Source organism: Bordetella genomosp. 2, assembly GCF_002261345.1.
Taxonomy (GTDB): domain Bacteria; phylum Pseudomonadota; class Gammaproteobacteria; order Burkholderiales; family Burkholderiaceae_B; genus Bordetella_A.
Genome location: NZ_NEVT01000004.1, coordinates 1 through 13,223, shown reverse-complemented (window position 1 = coordinate 13,223; position 13,223 = coordinate 1). Strand labels below are relative to the sequence as shown.

Genomic DNA, 13,223 nt, shown 5'->3' with positions numbered 1-13,223 from the left:
AGCTTGGCGTCAATTTTTCATATTGCGAAATGCCGTACCGCAACATGAAATTTTCTGTGGGACGGGTTACTCTCCCGGTTTGATGCGTTGCTCCAGGCCGCCGTCCAGGCTGCCCGGACGGCGGAAACCCGGCATGTTCCGGAACCATTTGCCCGATCCCGCGACCCGGGGCGGGCGTGCACAGAACCTCCACAGGAGACACACGATGTCCTCTAACGCCCAGGCTCGCGCGCTATCGGCCGCCAATGATGAAGATACCCTGGAAACCCAGGAATGGCTCGAAGCCCTGGCCGCCGTGCTCGACCGCGAAGGTCCGGAACGCGCCCACTACCTGCTGGAACGGCTGATCGACGAGGCCCGCCGCTCCGGCGCGCATATTCCATTCTCGCCCAATACGGCGTACGTCAACACCATACCGCAGGCGCTCGAGCCCGCCCACCCCGGCAACCTCGAGCTGGAGTCGCGCATCCGCTCGTACGTGCGCTGGAACGCGATGGCCATGGTGGTCAAGGCCAACAAGCACAACCCGCCCGACGGCGGCGACCTGGGCGGCCACATTGCGTCGTTCGCCTCGCTGGCCACCATGATCGGCTGCGGGCAGAACCACTTCTGGCACGCCGAAAGCGAAGACCACGGCGGCGACCTGGTGTACTTCCAGGGCCATACCTCGCCCGGCATGTACGGCCGCGCCTACCTGGAAGGGCGCCTGACCGCCGAGCAGCTCGACCATTTCCGCCAGGAAGTGGACGGCAAAGGGCTGTCGTCGTACCCGCACCCCAAGCTGATGCCGGACTTCTGGCAGTTCCCCACGGTGTCGATGGGCCTGGGGCCGCTGATGGCCATCTACCAGGCGCGGTTCCTCAAGTACCTGCACGCCCGCGGCCTGGCCGACACCAGCAAGCGCAAGGTGTGGGTATTCTGCGGCGACGGTGAAATGGACGAGCCCGAATCGCTCGGCGCCATCGCCCTGGCCGCGCGCGAGAAGCTCGACAACCTGATCTTCGTCATCAACTGCAACCTGCAGCGCCTGGACGGCCCGGTGCGCGGCAACGGCAAGATCATCCAGGAACTCGAGGGCGATTTCCGCGGCTCGGGCTGGAACGTCATCAAGCTGATCTGGGGCGGCTACTGGGACCCGCTGCTGGCGCACGACAAGGAAGGCATCCTGCGCAAGATCATGGAAGAGACCGTCGACGGCGAGTACCAGGCGTACAAGGCCAACGACGGCAAGTTCGTGCGCGAACACTTCTTCGGCAAGCACCCCAAGCTGCTGGAAGCCGTCTCGCGCATGAGCGACGAAGACATCTGGCGCCTGAACCGCGGCGGCCATGACCCCCACAAGGTGTACGCGGCCTTCAAGGCGGCCGCCACGCACGAGGGCCAGCCCACCGTCATCCTGGCCAAGACCATCAAGGGCTACGGCATGGGCCACGTGGGCCAGGCCAAGAATCCGACCCACCAGCAGAAGAAACTGGAACTGGACGCCATCCGCGAATTCCGCGACCGCTTCGCCATTCCCATTCCCGACGACCAGCTGGAGAAGCTGCCGTATTTCAAGCCGGCCGACGACTCGCCCGAAATGAAATACCTGCACGAGCGCCGCAAGGCGCTGGGCGGCTACCTGCCGCGTCGCCGCGAAAAGGCCGACGAGCAGCTCAAGGCGCCGGCCCTGGAGGCGTTCAAGGCCGTGCTGGAGCCCACTTCCGAAGGCCGCGAGATCTCCACCACGCAGGCGTTCGTGCGGGTGCTGAACCAGGTGCTGCGCGACAAGGACCTGGGCCCGCGGGTGGTGCCCATCCTGGCGGACGAATCGCGCACCTTCGGCATGGAAGGCCTGTTCCGCCAGATCGGCATCTACGCGCCCGAAGGGCAGAAGTACGTGCCGGTCGATAAAGACCAGGTCATGTACTACAAGGAAGCGGCCGACGGCCAGCTGCTGCAGGAGGGCATCAACGAAGCGGGCGCCATGAGCTCGTGGATCGCCGCGGCCACGTCGTATTCGACGAACAACCGCATCATGATCCCGTTCTACATCTACTACTCGATGTTCGGGTTCCAGCGCATCGGCGACCTGGCCTGGGCGGCCGGCGACATGCAGGCGCGCGGCTTCCTGCTGGGCGGCACCGCCGGGCGCACCACGCTCAACGGCGAGGGCCTGCAGCACGAGGACGGCCACAGCCACATCCTGGCTTCGACCATTCCCAACTGCGTGTCGTACGACCCGACCTTCGCGCACGAACTGGCGGTCATCATCCAGCACGGCCTCAAGCGCATGGTGGAAGACCAGGAGAACGTGTACTACTACCTGACCGTGATGAACGAGAACTACCCGCAGCCCGGCCTGACCGCGGGCGACGAGGAAGGCATCATCAAGGGCATGTACAAGCTCAAGTCGCACGGCAAGGGCAAGCAGCGCGTGCAGCTGATGGGCTCCGGCACCATCCTGCGCGAAGTCATGGCCGCCCAGGAACTGCTGGAAGCCGACTGGGGCGTGGCCTCGGACCTGTGGAGCGTCACCAGCTTCACCGAGCTGCGCCGCGACGGCCTCGACGCCGAGCGCCACAACCTGCTGCACCCGGAGCAGAAGAAGCCGCTGGTGCCCTACGTGACCCAGCAGCTGGAAAAGACCGAGGGCCCGATCATCGCGTCGACCGACTACATGAAGCTGTTCGCCGACCAGATCCGACCGTTCGTGCCCAAGGGCCGTTCGTACCGCGTGCTGGGCACCGACGGGTTCGGCCGTTCCGACTTCCGCTACAAGCTGCGCGAGCACTTCGAGGTCGACCGCCATTTCGTCGTGCTGGCCGCGCTGCGCGAGCTGGCCGATGCCGGCACCATCCCCGCCGCCAAGGTGGCCGAGGCCATCAAGAAGTACGGCATCAACCCCGAAAAAGCCAACCCGCACCACGCCTGAAGGTAAACAGTCATGAGCAAACTCGTGGAAATCAAGGTGCCGGACATCGGCGACTTCAAGGAAGTGGAAGTCATCGAGGTGCTGGTGAACGAAGGCGATACGATCAAGGCGGAGCAGAGCCTGATCACGGTGGAGTCCGACAAGGCATCGATGGAGATCCCGGCCTCGGCGGGCGGGGTGGTGAAGTCGGTGAAGGTGAAGGTCGGCGACAAGGTGTCGGAAGGCAAGGTGATCCTGGAGGTCGAGGCCGGCGACGCAGCCCAGGTGTCAGACACCCAGGGGGTGTCTGACACCGCGCCCAATAAGCAGGCCCAGGCGTCGGACAACCAGCCGGCGCCGGCTCCCAAGACCCAGGGCCAGACCGAGGAGGCCCCGGATGTCGAGCCGGCCGGCGGCGTCACCGAAGTGACGGTGCCGGACATCGGCGACTTCAAGGAAGTGGAAGTCATCGAGGTCATGGTCGCGGTGGGCGACACCATCAAGGCCGAGCAGAGCCTGATCACCGTCGAGTCCGACAAGGCCTCGATGGAAATCCCGGCCTCGGCCGGCGGCGTGGTCAAGGAAGTCAGGGTCAAGGTGGGCGACAAGGTGTCCAAGGGCAGCGCCATCGTGGTGGTGGAAGGCCAGGGCGGCGCGCAGGCCGCGCCGCAAAAAGCCCAGGCGCCCGCCCAGCAGCAGGCGCCGGATACCCAAGGCCAGCAACAGGCGCCTGACAGCGCCGGCGCGGCGCCGCAGCAGGCAGCCGACAAAGCCGCCGGCGCCCGGCCGTCGCCGACCGCCGCGCTGGAAGACCCCGGCCTCAAGCCGGGCCAGCTGCCGCACGCCTCGCCCTCGGTGCGCAAGTTCGCCCGCGAACTCGGCGTCAACCTGAGCAAGGTCAAGGGCAGCGGCCGCAAGGACCGCATCACGGCGGACGACGTGCGCGCCTATGTGAAGCAGGCGCTGTCCGCGCCCGCTGCCGCAGCCGCGGGCGGCGCCGACGGCGCGGCGCTCGGCCTGCTGCCGTGGCCGCAGATCGATTTCACCAAGTTCGGGCCGATCGAGGCCAAGCCGCTGTCGCGCATCAAGAAGATATCCGGCGCCAACCTGCATCGCAACTGGGTCATGATTCCCCACGTCACCAACAATGACGAGGCGGACATCACCGACCTGGAGGCGCTGCGCGTCACCCTGAACAAGGAAAACGAGAAGGCCGGCATCAAGGTCACCATGCTGGCGTTCCTGATCAAGGCCGTGGTGGCGGCGCTGAAGAAGTTCCCCGAGTTCAACGCCTCGCTCGATGGCGACCAGCTGATCTACAAGCAGTACTACCACATCGGCTTCGCGGCCGACACGCCCAATGGGCTGGTGGTGCCGGTGATCCGCGACGCCGACAAGAAGGGCATCCTGGATATCGCCAAGGAAATGGGCGAGCTGTCCAAGAAGGCCCGCGACGGCAAGATCTCGCCGGCCGAGATGCAGGGCGGCTGCTTCTCGATCTCGTCGCTGGGCGGCATCGGCGGCACCCATTTCACGCCCATCATCAATGCCCCCGAGGTCGCCATCCTGGGCGTCTCGCGCTCGGCCCACAAGCCGGTGTGGGACGGCAAGCAGTTCGTGCCGCGCCTGATCCTGCCGCTGTCGCTGTCGTACGATCACCGCGTCATCGACGGCGCCGCCGCCGCGCGCTTCAATGCGTACCTGGGCCAGCTGCTGGCCGATTTCCGCCGCATTGCGCTGTAACCGGGAGCCGTCATGAGCAAACTCGTGGAAATCAAGGTGCCGGACATCGGCGACTTCAAGGAAGTGGAAGTCATCGAGGTGCTGGTGAACGAAGGCGATACGATCAAGGCGGAGCAGAGCCTGATCACGGTGGAGTCCGACAAGGCGTCGATGGAGATCCCGGCCTCGGCGGGCGGGGTGGTGAAGTCGGTGAAGGTGAAGGTCGGCGACAAGGTGTCGGAAGGCAAGGTGATCCTGGAGGTCGAGGCCGGCGACGCCGCCCAGGTGTCTGAAACCCAAGAGGTGTCAGACACCAAAACGAAAGAGCAAGCCTCCGCGCCGGTGTCTGACACCTCAGGCAAGCAGCCGGCGCCGCCCAAGCAAGCCACTGCCGCCCCGGCCGCCGCGTCCCACAGCGGCGCCGCCGACGTCGAATGCGACGTGGTGGTGCTGGGAGCCGGCCCCGGCGGCTATTCGGCCGCCTTCCGCGCCGCCGACCTGGGCCTGTCCACGGTGCTGGTCGAGCGCTACGAAACCCTGGGCGGCGTCTGCCTGAACGTTGGCTGCATTCCGTCCAAGGCCCTGCTGCACAACGCCGCCGTCATCGACGGGGCGCGCGCCCTGGCCGCCCACGGCATCAGCTTCGGCGAGCCGAAGATCGACCTGGACAAGCTGCGCGGTTACAAGGACAGCGTGGTCGCCAAGCTGACCGGCGGCCTGGCCGGCATGGCCCGCGCCCGCAAGGTGAAAGTGGTGACCGGCGTGGGCGAATTCGCCGATCCGCACCACCTGGCCGTCAAGGGCGCCGACGGCAAGGCCCAGACCATCCGCTTCAAGCATGCCATCATCGCCGCGGGCAGCCAGTCGGTGAAGCTGCCGTTCCTGCCGGACGACGAGCGCATCGTCGATTCCACCGGCGCGCTGCAGCTGCGCGCCATTCCCAAGAAGATGCTGATCATCGGCGGCGGCATCATCGGCCTGGAAATGGGCACCGTGTATTCCACCCTGGGCGCGCGCCTGGATGTGGTGGAAATGCTGGACGGCCTGATGCAAGGCGCCGACCGCGACCTGGTCAAGGTCTGGCAGAAGATGAACGCCGGCCGTTTCGACAACATCATGCTCAAGACCAAGACGGTGGGCGCCGAGGCCAAGAAGGACGGCATCTACGTCACGTTCGAGGGCGAGGGCGCGCCCAAGGAGCCGCAGCGCTATGACCTGGTGCTGCAGGCCGTGGGCCGCAGCCCCAACGGCAAGAAGATCGGCGCCGACAAGGCCGGCATCGCCCTCACCGAACGCGGCTTCATCGAAGTGGACCGCCAGATGCGCACCAACGTGCCGCACATCTTCGCCATCGGCGATATCGTCGGCCAGCCCATGCTGGCCCACAAGGCGGTCCACGAGGGCCACGTGGCGGCCGAGGCCGCCGCCGGCCAGAAGTCCTTCTTCGACGCGCGCGTCATTCCGTCGGTGGCCTACACCGATCCGGAAGTGGCCTGGGTCGGCCTGACCGAGGACGAGGCCAAGAAGCAGGGTATCAAGGTCGAGAAGGGCCTGTTCCCCTGGGCCGCATCCGGCCGCGCCATCGCCAACGGCCGCGACGAGGGCTTCACCAAGCTGCTGTTCGACGCGGAGAGCCACCGCATCGTCGGCGGCGGTATCGTCGGCACCCATGCCGGCGACCTCATCAGCGAAATCGCCCTGGCGATCGAGATGGGCGCCGACATGGTGGACATCGGCAAGACCATCCACCCGCATCCCACGCTGGGAGAATCGGTGGGCATGGCGGCCGAAGTGGCCGAAGGCGTCTGCACCGACCTGCCGCCGATGCGGAAGAAGTGACCGGCTGCGCCGCAGCAGGAAAGCAGCCGCCCGATGGGCGGCTGCTTTTTTGGGGCAGCCGTTGCGGCCGGCGCCAGGCGCGCGGGATCGCGCCAGGTTCTAGAGGTGTCAGGCACCCTTCAGGGGGCCTGACACCTCCAATGAAAGCCCAAAACAAAAAACGGCTGGACGCCAGGCATCCAGCCGTTGCGAAGCAGGGCCGTCTTGTGGATGGCCCTGCCTGGGTCCCGGCATGTGCCGGGGTTGCCCGGATTAACGCAGCAGCGACAGCACCGTCTGCGGAACCTGGTTGGCCTGCGCCAGCACCGAGGTGCCGGCCTGTTGCAGGATCTGGCTCTTGGTCATGTTCGAAACTTCGGTCGCGTAGTCGGCATCTTCGATGCGCGAACGGGCGGCCGAGAGGTTGTTGACCGTGTTGTTCAGGTTGGCGATGGTCGACTCGAAGCGGTTCTGGATGGCACCCAGGGCGCTGCGCTGCGTGTCGATGTTCTGCAGCGCGGTGTCGAGCTTGGCCAGCGCGCCGTCGGTGGCGCCCTTGCTCAGGCTGCCCAGGTCGATCGTGCTGGTGTCGAGCGTGAAGGCGGCGGTGCCGGCCGTGGTGGTGGTGTCGGCATCCTGCGGGTCCAGGGCGATGTAGTAGGTCGCGCTGTCGCCCGACTCGATATCGAAGCCCTTGGCCTGCAGGTTGCTGGCTTCCGTCGCGTCGGCGGCGGTGATGTCGACCTGGACGAACCAGTTGCCGTTCTCGTCGGCCACGGCGGTCCCGGCCACCGTCACGCTGCCCGCGGCCACGCCCAGGCGGCCGGCCAGGGTGTCGGCGGTGGCTTCGTCCACGCTGTTGGCGTTGACAGCGGTCGTCGCGCCATAAGCCTTCTGGTAATCGGCAGCGGCGAGCGGATTCAGCGCGCCCTTCGGCCCCGACACGTTGAAGCCATCCAGGCCCAGGGTCTTGGCGGTGACTTCCTTCAGGTCGATGGTGATGGTTTCGCCGTCGTTGGCGCCGACCTGGATGGTCAGCTTGTTGTCCTTGGCCAGCACGTTGACGCCGTTGAATTGCGTCTGGGCCGACACGCGGTCGATTTCGTCCAGGCGCTGCTGGATTTCGTCCTGGATCGACTTCAGGTCCGAAGCCGAGTTGGTGCCGTTGGCGGCCTGCACGGCCAGTTCACGCACACGCTGCAGGTTGTTGTTGATTTCGTTCAGCGCGCCTTCGGTCGTCTGGGCGATCGAGATGCCGTCGTTGGCGTTGCGGGCAGCCTGGGTCAGGCCGCGCACGTTGGCGGTGAAGCGGTTGGCGATGGCCTGGCCGGCGGCGTCGTCCTTGGCGCTGTTGATGCGCAGGCCGGAGGACAGGCGCTCGATGGCGGAGCCCAGAGCGGATTGGGACTTGTTGAGGTTGTTCTGCGCAACCAGCGACAAGTAGTTGGTGTTGATGACTGCAGCCATGGATAGCTCCCAAGAGAGAAAGGCTTCTTCAAACTGGGCAGCGAGGCCGCCCATTTGCGGGCCGGATGTCCCGCTAGCCTGGGTAACGGCGGGGGCGTGATGAACTTAAGCGTCTGGCCGCAGAATCGGAGGAAGGGAAGGGCGGGCGCGCTTACAGGACCTGCGCCAGGTGGGCCTCGGCCGGCAGCTGCTGCCAGGCGCCGTCCCGCAAGCGGGCGCGGATGCGGGCGGTGGCCTGGGTGCGCAGCTGGCAGACGCGCGCCTCGGTCACTCCCAGGACCGCGCCGATCTCTTTCAGGTTCAGCCCCTGCTCGTAGCACAGCGACAGCACCAGTTGTTCGCGTTCCGGCAGGGCTTCGATGGCCTCGATCAGCGCGCGCCGCAGGTCGGCGGCCAGCAGGGCGTCGAGCGGGCTGTGCGAGGTGTCCGCCGGCATTTCGTGCCAGCCGGGTTCGCCGGGCTCGCCCAGTTCGTCGTAATGGAGGATCTGGATGCCGCGCGCGTCGTTCAGCATGGCCTGGTATTCGTCCAGCGGCACTTCCAGCGCGTCGGCGATCTCGCCGTCGGAGGGCGGCCGCATCAGTTCCTGTTCCTTGCGCTGGATGGCGGCCTCGATGCGCTTGCCCTTGCTGCGCACGCTGCGCGGCAACCAGTCCTGGCTGCGCAGCTCGTCGAGCATGGCGCCGCGGATGCGGGCGGTGGCGTAGGTCTCGAACTGGGCGTCGGGCGTTTCCTGGTAGCGCCGCAACGCGTCGAGCAGGCCGATCATGCCGGCCTGGACCAGGTCGTCGAGCTGGACGCTGGCGGGCAGCCGCGCCAGCATCTGCAGCGCCAGCCTGCGGACCAGCGGCGCGTACCGGACCAGACTGTCATCTGCGTGGGGCATGCGTATCCGTCGACATCTCGTTCAAGCAGGAGATTGTCGGCAAGCACGCGTTTTTCATTTATACAAACACAAAACCTTTTACGTGTTTGTTTACGAAATTCCTGGGCAGGTCATGTACCTAAACGTAACTTGAGTGTATTTTTTTTGCTGAATGTCAGAAATTTCGCCATATTCCGCCATGAATGTCATAAAATTTGACAAGATCAATGGTAGATTACGTTCACTTTGGTATCAAAAGATACAGTTTGTATTGATATCGAAGTCGGGTCAATGGGATCTTGAGCCGATACGGCCGGGGCTCTAGCCGCCCCGGCATTGTCAAGTTTTTAGGAGCCACAAGCGTGAATACCGCGGACAGTTCTTTGCTCGCCGATATCCGGGAAGTCAACCTTTCGTATCTGCTGCTGGCCCAGCGCATGCTACGCGACGATTATGCCGCGTCGATGTTCCGCCTGGGGTTCAGCGCCGAGGTGGCCGACATCCTGGCGCGCCTGTCGCCCGCGCAATTGGTGAAGCTGGCCAGCTCGAGCTCGTTGCTGTGCCGATTCCGTTTCGACGACTACAGCCTGCTTTCGGCGCTGACCCAGGACGTCCTGGGCGGCGCGCTGCAGCAGGCCCATGCGACCATCCTGCTGGCCAACCAGCCTGTAGAGCAGTTGGCCTGATGCCGCGTCCCATGGCTAGCAAGAGCGTTTCCCAGGAGGCCGACGACATTCTGTTGGCCAGCTCCATGATCTCGCTGGGCGCCCGCCTGCAAGTCCTGGAGGCGGAAACCAGCCTCAGCCACGACCGCCTGTCGCGGCTGTATCGCGAGATCCGCGGCTGCTCCCCGCCGAAGGGCATGCTGCCGTTCTCGGTCGACTGGTTCATGACCTGGCTGCCGAACATCCATTCGTCGCTGTTCTATAACGTCTACAGCTTCCTGAATACGCGCACCGACAGCCGCGGCATCCGGGCCATCATCGATGCGTACCGGCTGTACCTGGAGCACGCGGGAGCCGAGCGCCCGGCCGACGAGCCGGTGCTCAGCTTCACGCGCGCCTGGATGCTGGTGCGGTTCTTCGACAGCGGCATGCTGCAGTTGTCGCCTTGCCGGCAGTGCGGCGGCCATTTCATTGCGCATGCGCACGATCCGCAGGGCGACTTCGTCTGCGCGATCTGCCGGCCGCCGCCGCGCGCCGGCAAGACCCGCGCCGCGGCCAAGGCCCGGGCCGGGCAGCGCGCCCTTCCGGCGGCCGCCGCCATGCGCGGCTGAGCCCCGCGTCCGCCGCCGGCCGGCGGCGGACCCGCCAAATAGGCCAAAAGCCCCCCAAAACGCCCCGTAACCCGTGCTTTTGCAGCCGGGTCGGCGGGGGATCATTGTCGCCAACTCTAGACTTCGATGGCAGAGGCCTGATGTGTTGATTGTTATTGGTTATGCGGTGGTGCTCGTCGCGGTGGTGGGCAGTTTCATCGGGCTGGGCGGGCACCTCGGGGCGCTGTACCAGCCATTCGAGCTGACCCTGATCGCGGGCGCGGCGCTGGGGGCTTTCCTGGCGGGCAACAGCCGCAAGTCGCTGCTGCTGATGCGGAATGCGCTGCCGCAAGCGGTCAAGAGCGCGCCGTACAGCAAGGAGGTCTACATGGAGCTCATGGCCCTGCTGTATGTGCTGCTGAACAAGGCGCGCCGCGAGGGCCTGATGGCGATCGAATCGCACATCGAAGACCCGGAGTCCAGCGCCATTTTCAGCGACTATCCGCGCATTACCGGCGATGCCAAGCTGATGGAGTTCATTACCGACTACCTGCGCATCATGATCAGCGGCAACATGAGCTCGTTCGAGATCGAGACGCTGATGGACGAGGAGATCGAGACCTACCGGCACGAGCGCGAGGTGCCCTGCCATGCGCTGCACCAGGTGGCCGACGCGCTGCCGGCCTTCGGCATCGTGGCCGCGGTGCTGGGGGTGATCAAGGCGCTGGGCGCGGTGGACCAGCCTCCCGCGGTGTTGGGGGACCTGATTTCCAAGGCCATGGTCGGCACCTTCCTGGGGGTGTTGCTGGCCTATGGTTTCGTCGCGCCGCTGGCGTCGCGTCTGGAGCGGCGCACCGCCGAGTCGGTCAAGGTGTTGGAGTGCATCAAGGTGACGCTGCTGGCCAGCATGAACGGTTACCCGCCGCAGCTTGCCGTCGAATTCGGCCGCAAGGTGCTGTTCTCCGCCGTGCGCCCGTCGTTCGGTGAGCTGGAAGAGCACGTGCGGCAGGCCAAGTCGGCGGCCACCGGCCGCGCCTGAAGGGGCGGCGGATGAGTTCGCTGAACAATCACCGGGTGGTGATCCGCCGCAAGCGCGCGCGGGCCGCCGCGCGGCATGGAGGCAGCTGGAAGATCGCCTACGCGGATTTCATCACCGCCATGATGGCGTTCTTCCTGGTCATGTGGCTGATCGCCATTGTGCCGAAGGAAGAGCTGCGCGGCATTGCCGAGTACTTCCGCATGCCGCTGCGGGTGGCCCTGACCGGCGGGCCGAGCTCGTCGGCCGAGACCAGCGCCATCCCGGGCGGCGGCCGCGATCCGCTGCGCGACGAAGGAGAGGTGCGCCAGGCCGATGGCAGCCGGGTGCAGGCGCAGGTGCAGTCCGACGCCGAGCGGCGTGACCGGCGCGCGCTGGAGCGCCTGAAGCACCGCCTGGACAGCATGCTGGAAGAAAACCCCGTGCTGAAGAACTTCAAGCCGCAGCTCCTGATCGACATGACCACCGAAGGGCTGCGCATCCAGATCGTGGACAACCAGAACCGGCCCATGTTCTCGACCGGCAGCGCCGAGGTCCGGCCCTATATGCGCGACATTCTGCGCGAGCTGGGGCCGGTGCTCAACGAATTGCCCAACAAGGTCAGTATCGCCGGCCACACCGACGCCACCCAGTATGCCCGGGGCGAACGCGCCTACAGCAATTGGGAGCTGTCCGCCGACCGGGCCAATGCCTCGCGCCAGGAATTGGTCGCCGGCGGCATGGCCGAAGGCAAGCTGATGCGCATCCAGGGACTCTCTTCCAGCATGAGCCTGGTTAAAGATGACCCGTATGCGGCCGTTAACCGGCGTATCAGCCTGGTGGTGCTGAATCGCCGCACCCAGCTGCAGATCGAACGGGAGAACGCCACCGCGGCCGAACTGCGGGCCGGCGGCGTCGAGGATGTGAACGAGGCGGTGGCGCGGGAAACGCCGGCGGCCGGGACGGCAAGGTAGTCATGACAGCAACGATATTGGTCGTGGACGATTCGGCGACGATGCGGATGATCGTCCAGGCGGCCCTGGGCGCCGCCGGGTGGCGCGTGCTGACCGCCGGGGACGGCCGCCAGGCGCTCGAGCTGGCGCGCGGCGACCGCATCGATCTGCTGGTCAGCGACTGGAACATGCCGGTGATGGACGGCCTGGCGCTGATACAGGAATTGCGCGCCGAACCGGGCTACCAGGAGCTGCCCGTGTTGGTCCTGACGACTGAGCAGGCCGCGCAGAGCAAGGACGCGGCGCGCGGCCTGGGCGTATGCGGCTGGCTGAACAAGCCGGTCGAGCCCGACGTGCTGGTGGAGTTGGCGGCGGAACTGCTCGGCGAGCAGCCCGCCGCCTGAGCGATTTCGACAGGAAGACACAGGATCATGAGCGCCGGTCTGGACCTCAGCCAGTTTTACGAGACCTTTTTCGACGAGGCCGACGAACTGCTGGCCGAGATGGAGCAACTGCTGCTGGGCCTGGACGTGAATGCGCCCGATATCGAGCAGTTGAACGCCATCTTCCGCGCCGCGCATTCGATCAAGGGCGGCGCGGCCACCTTCGGCTGCTTCCAGAAGCTGGCCGGCACCACGCATTTGCTGGAGAACCTGCTGGACGAGATCCGGCGCGGCGAGATGGCCCTGCGCGCGGACATGGTGGACATTTTCCTGGAAACAAAAGACGTGCTGAAGAGCCAACTGGATACCTATCGCGCTGCCGGGGAGCCCGACGAGGCCGTCTACGAGCGCATCTGCGCGGTGCTGCGGCAATTGGCGCAGGAGCACGGCGCGGCCGCTGGCGCGGTGCCGCCGCCGGCCGCGGCGCCTGTCGCCGCGCAGCCCGCGACCCCGGCCCAGCCCGCGCCGGTCGACGATGCGGCGCCGTTCCAGATACGCATCGGCCGGGTCTCGGACAAGGACGCCCAGGCCCTTGTGGACGAGATGGGCAACCTGGGCAAGGTGCTGAGGCACGAGCGGGATGCGGGCGGCCTGACAGTATGGGTCGACAGCACCTGCTCGTCCGACGATATCGAGGCGGTTTGCTGCTTCATCGTGGACGCCGACCAGCTCGATGTGCGGCGCGCGCCGCTGCCGGCGCAGGCCGGCGCGCCGGCCCCGGCCGAGCCGGCGGCCGCCGGCCAGGCCGCGGTGGCGCGCCTTGATGATTTCCCCCATCAGCACCTATCACAG

11 protein-coding genes are annotated in these 13,223 nt (G+C 66.2%); 9 read left to right on the top strand and 2 right to left on the bottom strand.

Annotated elements, in window-relative coordinates; all coding sequences use genetic code 11:
- Positions 1 to 205 precede the first annotated feature (205 nt).
- Genes aceE through lpdA form a run of 3 tightly spaced genes read left to right on the top strand, consistent with a single transcriptional unit; the run spans position 206 to position 6,454 of the window.
- On the top strand, positions 206 to 2,914 hold the full coding sequence (gene aceE, locus CAL24_RS09280) for a pyruvate dehydrogenase (acetyl-transferring), homodimeric type (RefSeq protein ID WP_028355486.1): 2,709 nt from the start codon (positions 206 to 208) through the stop codon (positions 2,912 to 2,914).
- A 12-nt stretch (positions 2,915 to 2,926) separates the two neighbouring features.
- A complete protein-coding gene (gene aceF, locus CAL24_RS09275; RefSeq protein ID WP_094806541.1) occupies positions 2,927 to 4,636 on the top strand; it encodes a dihydrolipoyllysine-residue acetyltransferase in 1,710 nt (569 codons plus the stop codon).
- 12 nt (positions 4,637 to 4,648) lie between these two features.
- On the top strand, positions 4,649 to 6,454 hold the full coding sequence (lpdA, locus tag CAL24_RS09270) for a dihydrolipoyl dehydrogenase (RefSeq protein ID WP_094806540.1): 1,806 nt from the start codon (positions 4,649 to 4,651) through the stop codon (positions 6,452 to 6,454).
- 252 nt (positions 6,455 to 6,706) lie between these two features.
- Here lpdA and CAL24_RS09265 read toward each other — a convergent pair whose 3' ends face one another.
- Positions 6,707 to 7,900 (bottom strand): FliC/FljB family flagellin, encoded by a 1,194-nt coding sequence (locus CAL24_RS09265; RefSeq protein WP_094806539.1) that lies wholly within the window; start codon positions 7,898 to 7,900, stop codon positions 6,707 to 6,709.
- A 151-nt stretch (positions 7,901 to 8,051) separates the two neighbouring features.
- Positions 8,052 to 8,786 carry an RNA polymerase sigma factor FliA gene (locus CAL24_RS09260; protein WP_028355629.1) on the bottom strand — a complete coding sequence of 245 codons (735 nt, stop codon included), beginning with the start codon at positions 8,784 to 8,786 and terminating at the stop codon, positions 8,052 to 8,054.
- Positions 8,787 to 9,127: 341 nt separating this feature from the next.
- Between CAL24_RS09260 and flhD the strand changes: the two genes are divergently transcribed.
- The 6 genes from flhD to CAL24_RS09230 form a co-directional block, all read left to right on the top strand.
- On the top strand, positions 9,128 to 9,451 hold the full coding sequence (gene flhD, locus CAL24_RS09255) for a flagellar transcriptional regulator FlhD (RefSeq protein ID WP_028355630.1): 324 nt from the start codon (positions 9,128 to 9,130) through the stop codon (positions 9,449 to 9,451).
- 11 nt (positions 9,452 to 9,462) lie between these two features.
- Positions 9,463 to 10,041: a flagellar transcriptional regulator FlhC gene (gene flhC / locus CAL24_RS09250; protein WP_028355631.1), complete on the top strand. Its 579-nt coding sequence runs from the start codon at positions 9,463 to 9,465 to the stop codon at positions 10,039 to 10,041.
- A gap of 142 nt (positions 10,042 to 10,183) precedes the next feature.
- Positions 10,184 to 11,059 carry a flagellar motor stator protein MotA gene (motA, locus tag CAL24_RS09245; protein ID WP_028355632.1) on the top strand — a complete coding sequence of 292 codons (876 nt, stop codon included), beginning with the start codon at positions 10,184 to 10,186 and terminating at the stop codon, positions 11,057 to 11,059.
- 11 nt (positions 11,060 to 11,070) lie between these two features.
- Positions 11,071 to 12,009, top strand: coding sequence for a flagellar motor protein MotB (gene motB / locus CAL24_RS09240; RefSeq protein ID WP_028355633.1), 939 nt, complete (start codon positions 11,071 to 11,073; stop codon positions 12,007 to 12,009).
- Between the two features lie 2 nt (positions 12,010 to 12,011).
- Positions 12,012 to 12,392 carry a response regulator gene (locus CAL24_RS09235; RefSeq protein ID WP_028355634.1) on the top strand — a complete coding sequence of 127 codons (381 nt, stop codon included), beginning with the start codon at positions 12,012 to 12,014 and terminating at the stop codon, positions 12,390 to 12,392.
- A 27-nt stretch (positions 12,393 to 12,419) separates the two neighbouring features.
- The coding region (locus tag CAL24_RS09230) for an Hpt domain-containing protein (protein ID WP_170947052.1) at positions 12,420 to 13,223 on the top strand (804 nt) is incomplete at its 3' end.

Coding starts and splice junctions, on each gene's coding strand:
- CAL24_RS09260 (WP_028355629.1), bottom strand. CDS start 8,786: ATGCCCCACGCAGATGACAGTCTGGTCCGGTACGCGCCGCTGGTCCGC.
- motB (WP_028355633.1), top strand. CDS start 11,071: ATGAGTTCGCTGAACAATCACCGGGTGGTGATCCGCCGCAAGCGCGCG.
- lpdA (WP_094806540.1), top strand. CDS start 4,649: ATGAGCAAACTCGTGGAAATCAAGGTGCCGGACATCGGCGACTTCAAG.
- aceF (WP_094806541.1), top strand. CDS start 2,927: ATGAGCAAACTCGTGGAAATCAAGGTGCCGGACATCGGCGACTTCAAG.
- CAL24_RS09235 (WP_028355634.1), top strand. CDS start 12,012: ATGACAGCAACGATATTGGTCGTGGACGATTCGGCGACGATGCGGATG.
- flhC (WP_028355631.1), top strand. CDS start 9,463: ATGGCTAGCAAGAGCGTTTCCCAGGAGGCCGACGACATTCTGTTGGCC.
- CAL24_RS09265 (WP_094806539.1), bottom strand. CDS start 7,900: ATGGCTGCAGTCATCAACACCAACTACTTGTCGCTGGTTGCGCAGAAC.
- aceE (WP_028355486.1), top strand. CDS start 206: ATGTCCTCTAACGCCCAGGCTCGCGCGCTATCGGCCGCCAATGATGAA.